The organism is Salinivibrio sp. AR640, from assembly GCF_001995405.1.
Classification (GTDB): domain Bacteria; phylum Pseudomonadota; class Gammaproteobacteria; order Enterobacterales; family Vibrionaceae; genus Salinivibrio; species Salinivibrio costicola.
The window spans coordinates 1-17,757 of record NZ_MUFD01000001.1; the positions used below are offsets into that span (position 1 = coordinate 1).

13 protein-coding genes and 1 tRNA gene are annotated in these 17,757 nt (G+C 50.2%); 5 read left to right on the plus strand and 9 right to left on the minus strand.

What is annotated here, in order from left to right; genetic code table 11:
- Positions 1-6: 6 nt before the first annotated feature.
- Entirely contained in the window at positions 7-1,239 is a 1,233-nt protein-coding gene (locus tag BZG75_RS00005; RefSeq protein ID WP_077575824.1) for an ISL3 family transposase, read from the minus strand.
- Between the two features lie 343 nt (positions 1,240-1,582).
- Between BZG75_RS00005 and BZG75_RS15640 the strand changes: the two genes are divergently transcribed.
- On the plus strand, positions 1,583-1,834 hold the full coding sequence (locus tag BZG75_RS15640; protein ID WP_443216179.1) for a phage integrase N-terminal SAM-like domain-containing protein: 252 nt from the start codon (positions 1,583-1,585) through the stop codon (positions 1,832-1,834).
- Positions 1,728-2,012 (plus strand): phage integrase N-terminal SAM-like domain-containing protein, encoded by a 285-nt coding sequence (locus BZG75_RS15645; RefSeq protein ID WP_077575826.1) that lies wholly within the window; start codon positions 1,728-1,730, stop codon positions 2,010-2,012. The genes BZG75_RS15640 and BZG75_RS15645 overlap by 107 nt, the downstream gene beginning before the upstream one ends.
- 193 nt (positions 2,013-2,205) lie before the next feature.
- Here the strand turns inward: BZG75_RS15645 and BZG75_RS00020 are convergent.
- The 4 genes from BZG75_RS00020 to BZG75_RS00035 all read right to left on the minus strand — a co-directional run bounded on the left by BZG75_RS00020 (position 2,206) and on the right by BZG75_RS00035 (position 6,995).
- Positions 2,206-2,296 (minus strand) — tRNA-Ser (locus tag BZG75_RS00020).
- 138 nt (positions 2,297-2,434) lie between these two features.
- Positions 2,435-3,637 carry an enoyl-ACP reductase FabV gene (gene fabV / locus BZG75_RS00025; RefSeq protein ID WP_077575827.1) on the minus strand — a complete coding sequence of 401 codons (1,203 nt, stop codon included), beginning with the start codon at positions 3,635-3,637 and terminating at the stop codon, positions 2,435-2,437.
- A gap of 212 nt (positions 3,638-3,849) precedes the next feature.
- Positions 3,850-6,150: an acyl-CoA dehydrogenase gene (locus BZG75_RS00030; protein ID WP_021022368.1), complete on the minus strand. Its 2,301-nt coding sequence runs from the start codon at positions 6,148-6,150 to the stop codon at positions 3,850-3,852.
- Positions 6,151-6,311: 161 nt separating this feature from the next.
- Positions 6,312-6,995, minus strand: a complete 684-nt coding sequence (locus tag BZG75_RS00035) for a TetR/AcrR family transcriptional regulator (RefSeq protein WP_077575828.1) — start codon at positions 6,993-6,995, stop codon at positions 6,312-6,314.
- A gap of 496 nt (positions 6,996-7,491) precedes the next feature.
- On the opposite strand from BZG75_RS00035, the gene BZG75_RS00040 reads away from it, so the two are divergent.
- Entirely contained in the window at positions 7,492-10,134 is a 2,643-nt protein-coding gene (locus BZG75_RS00040) for a DUF2339 domain-containing protein (RefSeq protein ID WP_077575829.1), read from the plus strand.
- Positions 10,135-10,452: 318 nt separating this feature from the next.
- On the opposite strand, the gene BZG75_RS00045 is transcribed toward BZG75_RS00040, so the two are convergent.
- Complete coding sequence (locus BZG75_RS00045) at positions 10,453-11,307, minus strand: SDR family oxidoreductase (RefSeq protein ID WP_158009944.1); 855 nt, start codon at positions 11,305-11,307, stop codon at positions 10,453-10,455.
- 322 nt (positions 11,308-11,629) lie between these two features.
- Between BZG75_RS00045 and BZG75_RS00050 the strand changes: the two genes are divergently transcribed.
- Entirely contained in the window at positions 11,630-12,484 is an 855-nt protein-coding gene (locus tag BZG75_RS00050; RefSeq protein WP_021022372.1) for a MurR/RpiR family transcriptional regulator, read from the plus strand.
- Between the two features lie 154 nt (positions 12,485-12,638).
- Positions 12,639-14,084, plus strand: coding sequence for a pyruvate kinase (pyk, locus tag BZG75_RS00055; protein ID WP_077575831.1), 1,446 nt, complete (start codon positions 12,639-12,641; stop codon positions 14,082-14,084).
- Positions 14,085-14,165: 81 nt separating this feature from the next.
- On the opposite strand, the gene BZG75_RS00060 is transcribed toward pyk, so the two are convergent.
- The 3 genes from BZG75_RS00060 to BZG75_RS00070 form a co-directional block, all read right to left on the minus strand.
- The gene (locus tag BZG75_RS00060) at positions 14,166-14,753 is read right to left on the minus strand and encodes a GNAT family N-acetyltransferase (RefSeq protein ID WP_077575832.1); all 588 of its coding nucleotides are present in this window, start codon (positions 14,751-14,753) and stop codon (positions 14,166-14,168) included.
- Positions 14,754-14,773: 20 nt separating this feature from the next.
- Positions 14,774-16,315, minus strand: a complete 1,542-nt coding sequence (tyrR, locus tag BZG75_RS00065) for a transcriptional regulator TyrR (protein WP_077575833.1) — start codon at positions 16,313-16,315, stop codon at positions 14,774-14,776.
- 398 nt (positions 16,316-16,713) lie between these two features.
- On the minus strand, positions 16,714-17,748 hold the full coding sequence (locus BZG75_RS00070) for a YcjF family protein (RefSeq protein WP_077575834.1): 1,035 nt from the start codon (positions 17,746-17,748) through the stop codon (positions 16,714-16,716).
- Between the last annotated feature and the right edge of the window lie 9 nt (positions 17,749-17,757).

Sequence of the window (17,757 nt, forward strand, 5' to 3'; positions counted from 1 at the left end):
GGCTCTTCACCGTTCATGGTGGAAAGTCATATCAAGCCCCCCAAAATAGAACAGTATCGCTGTCTTGAACCGTTGTTTGTTTCTAAAGCCTTTGGCTCTAAGCTTCATGTATTGGATTTTGGCATTTATAGCTTCCGCCAGGCCATTCGATGCCTTCAGCCGCATTGCATTAAGGATTGCTGGTAAGTGCTTTTTCACTGTCGCCGCTGCTGTCATCAATGGTTTAATTCCACTTGCTTTAACTAAAGCAAGCCACTCTAGCCATTGATTCCTTGCGCTTCTGATCGAACCTCCGTACCAGATTAGTCTTGCTTGCTCTTTGAGCAACCAGCTAAGGCTTGTATCTATCATGAGCTTGGCCAATCTGTTTATACGCTCTCTCAGGCGACCGGTGAGGTTTCTATTTCTTTTGAGCCAGCCATAACGCGTTCTGTAGCACTCTCGTTTAAGGTATGGCGGTAGACGGTTAACCTCTTGCTTGCGAACATCGTCAACAGCTTTGGTGAGTACTTTTGCTACGTGGAAATGATCAACTGCAATCAGGCGTTTAGATCGTGAGCCAAAGAAGGACTCGGTTGCATTCATAAAAGCTTGGCTCATATCCATCGAGACTGAGCGGACCTGTTGTTTAGCGATGTTAGGCAGCACTCGATAGCAGTTTGCTAAGCTTTGTTCACTTTTACCGTCGGCAACAGCGAGAACTTGGCCCGTTCGGCTCGACATCACGGTGACATAATCATGCCCTCGGCAAAAGGCAGTTTCGTCTACCAACAGATCTTCTACCTTATTTAAATTTCTCCGGGCGAGCCCTCGTGAGACAGCCCTTTTCATTATCCGATCAATGGCTCCCCAACTCAGTCGAAAGGCTTTAGATACAGAGTGAAGAGAAGTGAACTGAAGTGTTTCAATAATCTTTGTCTCGAAGAGTTCGGTATAGCGACTACCAGGAGATGCCCAAGGAACAGAAACGGTCTGAACCCCGTGCTTTGGACAGTCAGCACGTGGGACTTGGGCCTCAAGATATGTTTCGTATTGGCATGTATCCAAATGACGCCATATCCGCTTTCGAGAGTCATGCTTTCTTACCGCTTTCGAACATGTTGGACAAGCAACGCCTGAAGGACTTTCGTACATGATGGTCACGGTAATACGTTGGCTCTTTTTATCCACTTGGACAGAGTCGACAGTCCATGGCGGAATCAGTCCAAGGATCGCTTGATAGAGTGCTGTATCTTTCATCTGATTCAGGGCCCAAGTGCAGAGTGTTTCCTTATTGTCCAATTAATCGGAAAACTTGAAAAGAAACACTTTCCACCACATCCGGTGAAGAGCCNGGTCACGGTAATACGTTGGCTCTTTTTATCCACTTGGACAGAGTCGACAGTCCATGGCGGAATCAGTCCAAGGATCGCTTGATAGAGTGCTGTATCTTTCATCTGATTCAGGGCCCAAGTGCAGAGTGTTTCCTTATTGTCCAATTAATCGGAAAACTTGAAAAGAAACACTTTCCACCACATCCGGTGAAGAGCCATGAATAAACAGTCTTAGAGGGAGGGAAAAGATCATGACCAAAAGTCCGTTTATGGCAAGCCTTCAGCACGAGATTAGGCGACGAGGCTATGCGATTAGAACCGAGAAAAGTTACTTGTACTGGGTTCGTCGATTTATCCTTTTCCATCACAAGCAACACCCTACAGAGCTCAGTGACGAGGATGTAAAAAACGTTTCTGTCTTATTTGGCGAATGCGCAGCAAGTTTCACCAAACACACAAAAGGTTGCCCTCAATGCATTAGCCTTTCTTTACAACCAGTTTTTAAACCAACCGCTAGGTAAGATTGCGTTTAGTCCGTCCAAAAAATCGCCGCGAATTCCAATTGTGCTCAGTAAAGAAGAAGTTGCCAAAATTTTTACCTACCTTAGCGCAAGAGATAAGCTGATTTGTGGGCTTATGTACGGCAGTGGCCTACGCATCAATGAGTGCTTGAGGTTACGCATTAAGGATTTGCTTTAACACCCACGCTACCGCCCTTTGGTTAGCGGCGTCCAAAAGGCCTTACAGGGCAATTTTTTGCGGGCTAGGTTATCAGACGCTGGGCAGTGTGTTTAGGCAAAGGGGTCTAAAATGTTGGCGGGGTCAGAATTTAGAAATTTTTGGGGATATAAACGCAAAAAAGCCGCTGACTGAGCAGCGGCTTTTCTATATGTGGCGGAGAGATAGGGATTTGAACCCTAGAAGGGCTATTAACCCTTGCCGGTTTTCAAGACCGGTGCTTTCAACCACTCAGCCATCTCTCCGGAACGCGGCGTATATTATTGGCTTAGGCTTCGCTTGTAAAGTAAAAAGCGACGATTTTGGTTTGTTTGGTTAGCTTTCGTGCAATAAAAAAGAGGCCAGCGTTTGGCTGACCTCTTTCGTCTGTTTTCTAAACAGTTTTAGATGTTTTCGACATCAAATTCTACCAATGGGCTCACGTCTGCGTCGTAGTCTACGCCGTCTACGCCAAAGCCAAATAGCTTCAAGAACTCGGCTTTGTATTCGTTGTAGTCGGTTAGCTCGGTGAGATTGTCAGTGGTGATTTGCGGCCACAAGTCGCGACAGTGCTGCTGAATGTCTTCGCGTAGCTCTAGGTCGTCTAAACGCAAGCGACGCTCGCTATCAACGGCAGGCTCGCTGCCATCGGCTTGATAGAGGCGTTGAGTAAACATGCGATGGATTTGCTCCATGCAGCCTTCATGGACCCCTTCTTCGCGCATCTTTTTGAACACCATAGCGATATAAAGCGGCATAACGGGAATAGCCGAGCTCGCTTGGGTCACGACGCTTTTCAATACGGCGACGTTGGCGCTACCACCTTTGGCGGCAAGCGTCTGGTTTAGCGCGTTGGCGGCACGGTCTAAGTCCATTTTGGCTTTGCCTAGTGCCCCTTCCCAGTAAATTGGCCAAGTGAGCTCTGTGCCAATGTAGCTGTAGGCGACGGTCTTGCAGCCTTCGGCCAATACGCCGGCGTCATTGAGTGCGTTAATCCAAAGTTCCCAGTCTTCACCGCCCATGACAGTGACGGTGTCTTGGATCTCTTGCTCAGTAGCAGGCTCGACGCTCGCTTCGATAAGTTGATCTTTGTTGGTATCGACGGCGGTTGAGGTGTACGTCTCACCGATAGGTTTGAGTGATGAGCGTACCAGCTCGCCGCTGTCAGGTAGCTTACGGACTGGCGAGGCCAGTGAGTAAACCACCATGTCGATTTGACCCAAGTCTTGTTTGATCAAATCGATGGTTTTTTGCTTGGCCTCGTGCGAGAAAGCATCGCCGTTCAGGCTTTTTGAATACAGGCCTTCTTGCTTGGCAAACTTGTCGAACGCGGCTGAGTTATACCAGCCTGCGGTGCCTGGCTTTTTCTCGGTGCCTGGCTTTTCGAAGAACACGCCTATGGTTGCGGCGCCGCCACCAAAGGCGGCTGCAATGCGTGAGGACAAGCCATAGCCGCTGGATGCACCCACGACCAACACACGTTTTGGCGCATTGGCAATCGGGCCTTGCGCTTTGGTGTAGTCAATTTGTTCTTTTACGTTCGCTTCACACCCCACTGGATGGGTGGTTGTACAGATAAATCCGCGAATTTTAGGTTTGATGATCATATTCAACGTCCCTCACAAAATTGAGGCTAGGATAAATACTAACGCCTGCCTATGCATCCCCTTTTATGGAAAAAGGGCAAAAATACCCAGTGGTTGGAGGTGTTGCAGGCAAAAATAGTGGGCAAGATCGCAGTGTAAATCGGTTCCATGAGCGAGCCAACAAAAAAGCGTCTGCTCATCACAGACGCTTTTCATTAGCGTAATCACAGCGTTTAAGCGGCTTTATTTGGGTTGGCTTTGTCGATAGCGCCCCCTTGTAACTGGTTTGAGGTAAACCAATCGGCCTCAAAATCATCCACTTGTACGGCGTAAGCACGCAACGCATCGGCCTCAAGCAATTTTTCACGCGCATCGGCGGTAATAATATTTTGCTCTACCGCTTGTTGTGAACGGTCGGCCAGGCTAGCTTTACCATTGATTTTTTTGGCTTTTACTGCCTTGATCAGGGCTTTTTCGGTATCACGACACGCCCACATGGCTGTGAAGGCGCGTTCCATTACCGCCACCGGATCGTCGGCTTTTTCCCCGACATAGCAAAGATGCGTCCAACGGTCGCGCTCTGCACTTGGGGTCATTAACTGCTCGGCGATCTGGTTAAGCAGTTTGTCGGACGGCATCGTATAACGCATGCCTAATGGGAACAGTAGCACCCGTAAACTACGACCCACGCCTTTGGCCGGGAAGTTGTTAAAGGCGCCATCAAAGGCTTTAGCACACTGGGCTAAGCAGTATTGCAGCGCATAGTGCACCATTGGCAGATCTTGGCTTGGACGCCCTTCATCTTCATAGCGCTTCAGGGTTGCCGATGCCATATAAAGGTGACTCAATACATCACCAAGGCGCGCTGAAAGCATTTCGCGGCGTTTTAGCTCACCGCCCAGTGACAACATCGCCACATCGGTGGTTACCGCCAGTGCGCGGCTCATGCGAGTAAGATGGCGATAGTATTTGGCCGTTTCACCACTAACCGGTGCACGGTTAGTCAGCGAGCCGGTTAACGCATTCACTAACCCCATGATGCTGTTTTTAGTGGCATGACCAATGTGTTTAAACAGCAGGTTATCAAATGCTTGTGCGCCTTGCTCTTGGTCTGGGTTAGCCGCCGCTTCCATCTCTTTAAGTACATAAGGGTGGCAACGGGTCGCCCCTTGACCAAAGATCATCAGGTTGCGGGTAAGAATGTTCGCCCCTTCCACGGTGATCGCGACAGGAATACCAAAGTAATGGTGGCCAATGTAGTTGAGTGGCCCCAATTGAATGGCACGACCCGCGTGAACATCCATCGAGTCGTTTAAGATGGTGCGCGCGATCTCGGTCATGTGGTATTTAGAAATGGCGGTGATGATCGCCGGTTTCTCACCTTGGTCAAGCGCGGTGGTGGTCAGGGTACGGGTCGATTCAATCAAGTAGTTCAACCCGCCCATGCGACCCAGTGCTTCGGCGACCCCTTCAAAGCGGCCAATATGCATACCAAACTGCTTACGTACATAGCTGTAAGCGCCTGTGGTGCGTGTGGCTAAGTGGCCGACCGCCGTGCCGAGCGCAGGCAGCGAGATCCCACGTCCGGCAGACAGGCATTCCACCAGCATACGCCAGCCTCGACCTACGTAGTCTTTCCCGCCGATGACCCAATCAATCGGAATAAAGACGTCTTCACCACGGGTGGTGCCATTCATGAAGGCCATATTGAGTGGGTTGTGGCGATCGCCAATTTCCACCCCTGGATGGTCTGCCGGGACCAAGGCACAGGTGATGCCGAGATCTTTTTTGTCACCCAACAACCCCTCAGGATCGCCGAGTTTGAAGGCAAGCCCAACGACACTGGCCACGGGAGCTAAGGTGATATAGCGCTTGTTCCAGCTTAAGCGGATCCCGAGAACCTCTTCGCCATTATGCTCACCCATGCAAATAACGCCATGGTCGGGAATGCTCCCTGCATCCGAGCCTGCTTCTGGGCCGGTTAAACCAAAGCAAGGCACTTCACGGCCATCGGCCAAACGTGGCAGCCAGTAATCGCGTTGTTCTTGGGTGCCGTAGTGCGTCAGTAGTTCTCCTGGGCCCAGTGAGTTCGGCACCATCACAGTGACCGCCGCGCTTAAACTGCGCGTCGCAATGCGCGATACGATGGTGGAGTTGGCCAGCGCCGAGAACGCGAGGCCGCCGTATTCTTTGGGGATGATCAGCGAGAAAAAGCGTTCTTTCTTCAAGTAATCCCACACCTCTTCCGGCAAATCTTTTTGCTCTTGCACGATTTTAAAATCGTCCAGCATGGCCAGTAAGGTATCGAGTTGGTTATCAATAAAAGCTTGTTCTTCAGCGGTGAGCGTTGGCTTGCCATAGCTGTGCAAGGTTTTCCAATCTGGCGATCCGGAAAAGAGTTCGCCATCCCACCAAACGCTGCCCGCTTCCATCGCTTCACGCTCTGTCGCTGATAAGGGTGGCAGCACCTTTTTGAAGAAAGTAAACGCTTTGTCACTAATCAGTGAACGACGTAATGAAGTTTGAGAGCTCATGATTCAGGTCCTTTTGTTGATCATGGTTGCACTCTTGTTGCTGTTATTGTGCGACCAGAACGGGTTTTACATTGCATTCCACGCATTGTCAGACATCGACAATAACGTGGGCGAATAAATGAGGGCTGGCTCCACGCCTACCACGCCCATACGTTGTTGCGCTAGTCGGCCTGCGATTCCGCCGAAAACGGAAGCACTTGGCCTTGCTGCATCACTGCTGGCTCGGCGTTCATCCCTGCTGCTAAATACGGGATGAGGCGGTCAACGATCGCTTCGGTGTCTAACGTGCGATCAAAATCATTTTCGGCAATTTCACGGAGTGCCTCGCTCGATGCCATGGTGAAAATGGCCGCGCCGAGCGTAAAATGGATATGCCAGAAGACGGCTTCGGGGGTGAGTGCCGGGTTGGCTTTGTGCACCGCTTGGTTAAACAAGGATAAAACGTGCTCATAGCGCGTGGTAATAAACCAACGCAAGTGCCCTTGCACATCGGTGTAGCCTCGACCAATTAATTGCATAAAGGTGGCCGCGCCATGAGGCCGGTATTGGTCAAGTGCGAGTACCGGCTGTTTGGCACAAGAAAACACTTGGGCCATCGTACATTCACGCTGGCTTAACAACATTTGCAGTTGTTCGCCAAGTGCGGGCATAAATGCCTCGAGATAACGTCCAAGCACCGCGCGCACCAATGATTTTTTATCACCAAAATGGTAATTCACCGAGGCAAGGTTAACCCCTGCTTTGCTGGTGATGGTGCGCAACGATGTTTCTTTAAAGCCATGCTCGGCGAAGAGCTGCTCCGCGGCATCCAGTATTTTCGCTTTGGTGTCGCCTCGTCCTGCCATTATTCATTCACCTGATTTAAACGCTTGTTTAACTTTATACCGACAAGCCTTATTTAACAAGTAAGAAACACCTACGTATCGCATGAGCAACATCACATTATTGAGTGATGACAAGGTGATCAGGCCATTACTGGCGTTCAGCGCCCGTTTGTTGTCACCGTATAATGTTTGGTAAATGATCCGTCTGAGACAGGAGGGGCAAGATGATATGTAACGTATTGAATATCAGAGACTAAGCCAGTAAGCCCGTACGGCCGCAAAAATAGGCGGCGCTTTTTTTATACCAATGTGGGAACCCATTCGCATTTTTGCTAGTCACACCTTGTGCCACTGCTTTTTCTAGAAGACTTTTCTTCTATGCCCACTTGCTCGTTGCTTGTGGGCTTTTTTATGCGCTTACTCCCAAATCTGGGCTCTTTTCGCCCAATTTCGATGATTTAATGTCTATCCACAGTAAAGTGTGTCTGCGTTCGCTAACAGATGTGGTCACCCTATTATGTATTTCACTTTTCTTGTCGCTATGGCGTTGATCATTATGGTCGGCAGTATTTGCGGCGTTGTTGCGATCATTAAAGTGAGTTCCTTGCGTCATGATCTTGAGGCGACCCAACATGCACTGAGGCAGTTGCGTCAGAGGCAAGAGACCACGACAAGTTCCAGCGATAACCACACGTCATCAAGCATGCGTTCGAGCAATGAACCTTCAGTAAAGTCATCAACGGAATCGGACGCTTTAGAGGAAAACCGCGAGCATCATACTCTCCAGCCCACAGATGCCCCCCCTCTTCACGACGATAACGCCATGCGTGCCACCAAAGGACATGCGATGGCATGGCTTGAGCGCGCGAAACAGCAATGGCTGGTTTGGAGTGGCGCCGGTATTTTTACCCTCGGTGGACTTTTCTTAATTTCCTATCTGATCAGCGAAGGCTATTTTCCCCCTCTTGCCCGTCTTGGCTTGGGAGCGCTGTTTGGCGTCGGTTTGATTGTAAGCAGTGAGTGGTTGCACGATAAGTTGCGCTGTTATACGCAAATTGATTGGCCGAGCTATGTGCCCGCTGCCATTGCGAGTGCGGGCTTTATCAGCTTGTTTGGCCTGACCTTGATGGCGGCGACGCCCTATCAGTTTATTTCTGATCCTATCGCTGTTGTGATGCTGGCGCTGATCTCGCTCGCTGCGACCTTCTACGGGCTTAGGTTTGGCCCACTACTGACCGTTGTCGGGCTCATCGGTGCGTATGGCGCGCCATTGTTCTCTACCAGTGCCACCCCCAGCTACGGGTTGCTCGCCAGCTATTTTTTACTCGTCGCCGCCGCCATCACCTATGTGGCTCAACGTGTCGAGCGCCGATGGCTGTGGTATAGCTTGTGGGGGATGCATCTTGCTTGGTTATTTGCTTTTGCCCATTTTTCGGCGCCCCTGCTTATCGTCACTGGATTTGCTGTCGGCTCAGTCTACGTGCTGATTGCAGTACCAAGATTGGGTTGGTTGCTTAAACCAACATCTGACGGGCCACTATCTTGGCGTATTCTTGTTGATATTCGATCATGGCACCATCACGCACTCGACACCTGGCTGATGCTTGCCATTATGCTGATTGCATCAATGGCGGCATTTCCATTATCTATCACCGCTGGTATTCCATTGATCGCAGCACTAGTGGGGTGGCTTTACCTCGCTCCCCTATTCTCTGTGCGTTGGGGTGCTTGGCCTGCTCTGGGCTTAATTTGGGCCGCGCTTTGGCTACTGACAAGTGATCTTGATGGCTCTGCACTTGCCCAACATATGGGTTTAAGTATCGGTGTGTTTACTCTGTTATATAGTTTGGCCTTGGGTAAGCGTTCGCCAAAAAGCATTCACTTTATCTGGTTGGCGTGCCTAGCGACACCATTAATGGTGAGCCTAAACTCGGTAGTGACGGATCCGTTTTGGGGTGGGCAACCTCCTCACGCATATAGCACCCTATTATGGTCAGCATGTTTAGCCGGTGGCGCGGCGATATTAGCGACATTTACTCGTTATTTTAAAGGAACAGACCAGACACAACATTTAGTCCGGTTAAGCCTATGGTGTGGGGTGAATGCACACCTTGCGCTTGCGCTGACCTTACTATTGAGCAATTACGCGCTAACCTTGGCGATCGCCCTTCAAGCCGTGGTGATGCTTTGGCTTACCCATAAATACAGGATTACACTCGCTGATTGGATTATTCAAGCCCTGGTCAGTCTTGTGCTCGCTCGCGCGACCTTATTATTGCTCACAACCAATCACATGACATCGGTGCCCGATACACTGTGGCTTTATCCGTCGCTTAGTCTGTTGATTTATGGCAGTCAGCGTTGGGTACAAAGCCAAACACTGCCCGCTTGGCTCACGGGTGCCCAGTTACAGCTCATCGCACTGTGGCTGACCAGCACGACAATTTGGCTGTGTGATCTTCAAGGCCTTAGCGGTGTCATCTATTCCGTCTCAGGCGCTGTGGTAATGAGTATGAACTGGTCATTGTTAGCTTGTGTTTATCTTTATCGCTATCGCCTCGCGCAGACGTTCGCTTTTTTATACCGCTTTAGCGGGATAGCACTGCTGGCATTGAGCATACTCATCCAACTGATCCTCTTTGTCGACCACAATCCCTACTTTGAAGAGGTATCTATTGGTTATTCGCCACTTTCCAGTTTGCTCTGGCCTTGGTGGGGCGTCCCCTTGCTGGTTTGTCTTTGGCTAGGCCGAGAGGGATCCTCATCGAGCCTGGCGTTTAACGCGCGAGTACAACTGCTTACGGGTATCGCTGCGGCATTTTTTGGGTTCTTGCTCGTCAACGGATTAATCCGCCAAGCTTGGCAAGGTGACACCATTGTGCTTTCACTGCCAACATCAAACGCAGAGCTTTACACTTATTCATTGGTTTGGTTAGTAATTGGCAGCCTGACTCTGCTCGGTGGATACTGGCAACAATCGGTACGTGTGCAGCAAGGTGCCATGGCGACTTTGGCGTTAGTGATATTGAAAGTTTTCTTGGTTGATATGGCAAGTTTGGAGGGGCTAATGCGAGCTTTGTCCTTCATTGGCCTCGGGCTATGCTTAGTGGGTCTAGGTGGCTTATTCCAGTGGCTCAAACAACGCCAATGGGCCGTGTAGTGCTACACCAATTATACGCAGGATAAATAATTTATATCTGTTTCAATTTAACGAGATGGCGGCGTTTATTGCCGCCAAGTTTGTGATAAGAATCACGAAATCGTCGCCCATTGACAAGATTTGGCGACTTTTTTAAATCATCAGGAACTTCTTGGTCATCGCCCAGTCCTAATGGGTGCATCGGTAAGAAATGCCTTGTCCCCCTCAGCGATTGAGGTGCATGATTCACCTTTCTTTCCGAACTGCTGCTGCTTTTTCTACTTACTTTAGAGTTTATTTGTCTCTACCTTTATTTTGCCCACCTTGTGTGGGCTTTTTTTATTTTGGTGCAGGGTCATCAGACGTTACCTGACCATTGGCAATCATTTGATAGGGCGACGCATACCGTAAGGTGAGTCCCAGCTGCGCCAGCGTATGCGTGGCATCAATCCATTTTCCATCGCCAGCACTTGGGTGATACTCAGGTGGCGTTAATCCCATTTCACGTGCAGCCCAGCTGTAATAAACGCTTTTGGATGGATGAAGATCCGCACTCAAATGGAAAACATGTCCCCATTGGCGCTGATGAATCATTGCACTGATTGCAGCCATGACATCGCTACGATGGATAAGATTAACCGGTTCGCTGCCGCCAGACAGCCCTGTACGCCCTGACAACATGGTCGATGGGTGACGTTCACCGCCAATTAAACCTGCCAAGCGCAGCACACTGCCCCGATCGCCATACACGCGATCAACATGGGCTTCAATGGCTTCATGCGCTTGACCGGATGCCGTTGTCGCGGCGGTCGGTGTCTGTTCTGTGACTTGTCCTTTAAGCTCTCCATACACAGACGTCGTGCTAATAAAGAGCACATGTTCAACGCCCGCTTGTGCCAGATGATCAATAAAGGCGGTCATCGCGTTGCGGTAGGCATCAAAATCGGCATTACGTCGCCCTGCCGCGATATTGATCACCACAATGTCGCAATCAAGCAATGGCTGCGCGTGGTGGTAATCGGGCGCCATGACATCAAAAGGCACCATTGGCGCACCTAGTGACTGGCTCCATGCTTGCGCTGCATCCGATTGGCGCTTGGTCCCCACCACCTGATGCCCTGCCGCTAGCAAGTGCGACGCAAGGGGGGTACCCAACCAACCACAACCACAAATTCCGACTTTCAATCCTGACACAAGCACTCCTTAGGGTTACGTAATTATTTTTCAATGTAATCGGCTTCACACCGCTTTTTGCCCCATTTTTGACCGATTATTTATTTCACGCTGTAAATATATTCCTTCATTGTGTAAGGAAATAACCAAAAGCGTGAATGGTGACAAAGTTTTCATTCTCAGATAGTCATAATAATGTCATTACAAAGCGTGAGAAGATAGACTATTCATCATTAAACGGTGGTCAAAAACCGTGATGATTGACGTACTTAAACACTGCATTTTGTTCGCTCTCAGGGAGCGATAGTTTTTAATTTGGTCTTGAACGTAAGCGGTAACTCAGATGAATACTCTGGAAAAAATACAAAAAAATATTGAAAACTTCAGCAAATCTGAAAGAAAAGTTGCTGAAATTATTGTCGCCTCGCCTCAAACCGCTATCCACTCAAGCATTGCGACGTTAGCGAAAATGGCTGATGTGAGTGAGCCAACGGTGAATCGCTTTTGTCGTCGTTTAGACACCAAAGGATTTCCCGACTTTAAATTGCATTTAGCGCAGAGCTTGGCAAACGGTACGCCTTATGTGAACCGTAACGTTGAAGAGAACGACGGTGCCGATGCTTACACAGCCAAGATTTTCGAGTCAACCATGGCCTGTTTAGATGTGGCGAAGAACAGCATTGATACACACCAAATTAACCGTGCTGTTGATATGTTGACCCAAGCAAAGAAAATTTCTTTCTTTGGTTTGGGTGCATCAGCGTCTGTTGCCCACGATGCGCAGAACAAGTTTTTCCGTTTTAACATCCCTGTCGTCTGCTTTAACGATATTGTGATGCAACGCATGAGCTGTATTAACTGCAATGACGGCGACGTGGTGGTGATGATCTCACACACAGGCCGGACCAAAAGCCTGGTCGACGTGGCGAACTTGGCCCGAGAAAATGGCGCCACCGTGATTGGTATCACCCAGCGCGATTCACCGCTCGATAAGGTTTGCTCGCACACCATTCAACTCGATGTCCCTGAAGATACCGATGAATACATGCCAATGGCAAGCCGCGTGGTGCAAATGACCGTCATCGACGTCTTGGCTACCGGTTTTACCCTACGCCGCGGCCCCGGCTTTAGAGATAACTTGAAACGTGTCAAAGAAGCCATTCGCGATTCACGTTTTCATAAAGAATCATTGACCTAATCCCGAGGAGTGCATGGCACTCCTTTTTTATATCATCTCGTTAATATTTTCCGTGCGCTACACTGATGTCAGCGTTTTATTGGTTTATTACTAAGCGGTGATGCTTGCCTTGTAACACGCTTCTTGCGCATCACCCTGTCTACAGGAGTTAATCATGTCTGCAAAATTGAGAAGAACGAAAATTGTCACCACCTTGGGCCCGGCAACGGATAAAGACAGTGTGTTAGAGGCCGTCATTCAGGCGGGTGCGAATGTCGTTCGCCTCAACTTCTCTCACGGCAGTGCAGAAGATCATATTAAGCGTGCCGAACAGGTGCGTGCTATCGCCGCACGACTGGGTCGCCATGTGGGGATTTTAGGCGATTTACAAGGCCCTAAGATTCGCGTATCCACGTTTAAAGACGGCGCTATTGTGCTTGCGGTGGGTGATAAATTTACCCTAGACAGCGATCTTTCTCCGGGAATGGGCGATCAAGACGCTGTGGGGCTGGACTACAAGGCGCTACCGCAAGATGTCACTCATGGCGACATTTTGCTACTCGACGATGGCCGTGTACAGCTCAAAGTGTTGGCCGTTGACGGCACCAAAGTGCACACCGAAGTCACGGTGGGCGGGAAGCTATCAAACAACAAAGGGATCAACAAGAAAGGCGGTGGCCTGTCTGCGCCTGCGTTGACCGAAAAAGATAAACAAGACATTCTCACCGCCGCCAAACTCAAGGTCGACTTTTTGGCTATCTCGTTCCCTCGCAACGGTCAAGACATGCATTATGCCCGCTCATTAGCACGCGAGGCTGGTCTGGATGCACGTTTAGTCGCCAAAGTTGAACGCGCAGAAACCGTGGTGAGCGATGCCAGTATTGATGACATTATCGAAGCGTCTGATGTGGTGATGGTGGCACGTGGCGATCTTGGCGTCGAAATTGGTGACCCTGAGTTAGTCGGGGTACAGAAACAATTGATCCGACGCGCACGCAGTATGAACCGCTTAGTGATCACTGCCACGCAAATGATGGAGTCGATGATCACAGCCCCGATGCCAACCCGTGCAGAAGTGATGGATGTCGCTAACGCCGTGTTGGATGGTACCGACGCGGTAATGCTATCAGCAGAAACCGCAGCAGGACAGTATCCGGTTGAGACGGTACGCGCCATGGCAGAAGTGTGTGTCGGTGCGGAAAAAATGCCGTCGGTGAATGTGTCTAACCACCGCTTGGATCGTCAGTTTGATAGCCAAGAAGAGACGGTGTCGATGGCAACCATGTATGCGGCAAACCATATGAAAGGGATTAAAGCCATGGTGTCGCTGACTGAGTCAGGCCGCACCGCGTTGATGATGTCACGTATTTCATCGGGTAAGCCCATTTTCGCCTTGTCTCGCCATGAACAAACGCTGAATCGTGCAGCATTGTATCGCGGCGTCACCCCCGTGTATTTCGACAGCAACAGTGGTGCCGGTCCGCAAGTGGCCGAGCTTGCCCTGCAGACACTGAAAGCGGGTGGGTTTTTGAATGAAGGCGATCAGGTGATCATGACCCAAGGTGACCAAATGGAAGTGGTTGGCTCAACCAATACGATGCGAGTCTTAACAGTGAAATAGCGAATGTCCATGAGGGCACGAGCAAAAACAGCAACGCAAAAGGCGATCGCAATCGATCGCCTTTTTTCATGGAACCTTCCTTTAGGACGACGATTTAGGGCGCCAGTGGGGATTAATATGTGCCATTAACAGGTGATCTTCCCATTGACCATTAATGAGCAGGTAATCCCGTGCTCGTCCTTCTCGTTCAAATCCAACGGCCTCTAACACCTTGGCACTGCGCGCATTGCATGGCATATAAGCGGCATTGACGCGGTGAATATGGATATTATCGAATAACCATTGATTGGTGGTCGCCAATGCGCGGCGCATAATGCCCTGCCCTTGTGCCGCTTGGTCTAACGAGTAACCGACGGTGCAAGAATACGAAGGATACTGCATCATGCTGGTATAAGAGATCACTCCCAATACCGTGGGAGAATCTTGCTTGGCAATTAAAAAATAATATGCCAGCTGATGCTTTTGTAACTCCATCAGCTGTAGCACCCGCCGTTTCCAGCCCTGCTCGGAGTAAAAGCCCGATGTTCGCGCCGGCTCCCAGGGGGCAAGAAAGGCACGATTGCGCTGAAAGTATTGCACAACTCGCATGACGTCTTCATGGCTGATGGCATCAATGCGCAGTTCATCCACGGATAATCGCGGAAAATCACTCACCGAGGGTTCGTACATAGTCACTGTCTTGGCCCGCGTTATTTCTTACCAATGCCATAGTCGCGCAGTTTATTGGCGATAGCGGTATGCGAGACATCCAGCCGCTTAGCCAGTTTACGCGTGGAAGGGTAGCTTCGGTACAAGTTATGCAATATGCCAGACTCATAACGCTTCATGATTTCGTCCAACGATCCATCAATCGACTCTTCACTCAGAAACTGAGTGTTTTCGATTTCTGGTAACTGCACATCGTCTATCGTCATCACGTCGGCATCGATTTGGGTCATCGCATGCAATAACACATTGCGAAGCTGGCGGATATTGCCCGGCCATGCATAGTGGGTCAGGTAGTCTGCAAGCGCGTCATCGATGCTTGGCTTGGATTGGCCCAAATCGGCGGCAAATTGTTTAATAAATAGCTGCGCAAGTGGCATCACATCCGCAGAACGTTCTCTCAGCGGTGGAACCGTCAGAGATAAGACATTAAGGCGATAAAAGAGGTCTTCGCGGAATTGGTGCGCGGCCACCAGCTCAGGTAAATTTTTCTGCGTTGAGCAAATCACCCGCACATCGACCTGCATTTCACGCTCTTCACCGACCCGACGGAAGGTGCCGTCTTGCATAAAGCGCAGCAGTTTTACCTGCAGGTGACGGCTCATTTCACCGACTTCATATAGGAAGACGGTGCCGCCGTCCGCTTGCTCTAAAATCCCTTTTTTCGCGCTACCGCCCTCTTCTGCGGCGGCCATGCCAAACAGCTCGGTTTCAGCGGCGTTATCAGGCATCGACACGCAGTTCACCAGCAAGAAGGGTTTGTCTGCCCGCAGTGAATGCCGATGGCAAGCGCGCGCAATCATCTCTTTGCCTGTTCCGGTTTCGCCTTGTACCAACAGTGGCGCGTCGAGCATCGCTAATTTTTTAGCTTGGCTCATCAGCTGCTTAAACTTGTTGGATTGGCCAACGAGGTGCTCAAAACCATGGTCGCTAGGCGTGCGGAAAACCGTTTGCGGGGTGTTATTCAGCGCCACTTGTTTCAGTTGGACCACGGCGCTCACGAGCACAGGCTGTTCGCTTTCATCGTTGATATGAACAGGCATCACTTCCATGAGGAAGTCGAGGCCAGCCATCACCACCATCCTACAGCTTTGGCTGGCTTCTTCTTTTTCCAGCCAATGGGCAAACTGAAAGTCAGGAAACACGGTGTTCGCATGCTCGTCGATAAGCTGATGCTCACTGGATCCAATCAGATCTTGTGCCGCTTTATTGGCCATATCGATGTAGCCGTCGAGGTTGATCGAGACCACAGGATCGGTCAGGCTTTCGACCAAAGCACGTAGCTCTTTATGCTCGCGCTCGGCAGGCAAGAACTGGACTTTGCGCACATCGGTGACCCCAGAAATCAGTCGAATTTCAGACATCAACTGACTAAAGGCTTCAAATTCAATTTCAGGGCAGTTCAGATAGATAATCCCGACTTGGTCGATTTCGATCCCGCGTAGATCAATATCGCGGCGAACCAGAATATCAAGCAGTTCGCGGGTCAGTCCGATCCTATCTTCACAACAGACTTTCAGTCTCATAATGGATTCCTGTAACGTGACAGTGATACCCAATACCGGCGCAGAACAAGATGGGATGAGGTGATTAAAACCTGCTCTGATCAAGACGTTACAAAAGCAATCGTCAGTATTTTTTCATGCGCCGGATTAGCTGTCAGGATAAGTTGACACTGAGGCGAAGTTTGAGCGGGTTAGGGTTAACAGTCAAGCCCTGATGCCATTTTTGCCTTGCGACATCACGTTTGTAGCACAGACTTTTGCCGTTTAAACTTTTGATTATATTATAAATAAAAACATAAGGTGACAGAGCGCAATGGGCTACGATGTCACCAAGAGCCTGTTACTAAGAGCATGTTACCAAGAGCGTCACCAAGAGCGCCACCAAGAACGTGTCACCACGCGTGCTACACGCATTCGCGTCAGTGGGGTGATTCGCCGGGGGTTGGGCTTTTACCCATTAGCCGTTTTACCAGCTCGCGCCGCAACTGTGACAAGCTCGGGGCCGCTTGCCCATGCCAAGGCAGTGGCCGCATCAGGGTCATGGTTTTTAATCCAAGGCGAGCCGTGAGCAAACCAACCCCCAACCCTTGGGCGACGCGGCCAGAAACACGTCCAGCGAGGTTCACTGAAAGGACATCAAAGCCAACATCGGTCATGGCCTCACTCGCGCCGGCAAGCGCCATGTTGGTGAGAACCATTTTAAGTAAACTCAATCGGGCTTTGACTCCAAGTTGAATGCCATACACGTTGGCAATCTTGGTCATTAAATGAAAATTTCGCCACGCAACCAGTAACATATCGGCGGCCGCCAATGGGCTAACGGCCACCATTAAGGCCGCCTCTTGCGAGTGTTTCGTCACCAAGGCGCGCGCTGCCTTATCTTGAGCGCTGAGTACCTGTTGCTCATAAAGGCCTAAAATTTCGCTGTCGTTATGGGTTGCCGTGATCGCTTGCTGCCACTGTGTAAAAGCTGGACGCTGTACTTGTCCAGTTTGCTCCGCTAACTGACGACAAAAGTGTTCGCCCTGCCCGACCGCATCACTGGCCAGCAGTTGCTCAGCCTGTTGGCGAACAGCATCGCGTTGCAGCAAACGACGCATCGCGCGCCATTCTTTACCCAGCATCACCAATCCAGTCGTGGCGATGGCGATCAACAAACCTTGCCAGCCAAGGCTAAGCCAATCTTGCGCTAGCCAGCTTTGATACACACTGTCAGCGGATTGCCACAATGCCAGTAGCATGGTTGCCAACATAAGAAATGGCCACACTCGGCGTCGCTTGCGTGACGAGAGGGCGAGCGTTGCATCAAGCGAGGCTTCCCATTCAGTACTCGCCGCCGGCGTAAAATCATGGTCCGATTCAAACGTGGTGCCTTGTTGTATCCGGCTATCTAATGCCGTCTGGTCTATCTCGGCATCCTGTGCAAAGGTTTGTTTTGGCTTATATTGGGTCATGACTACCTC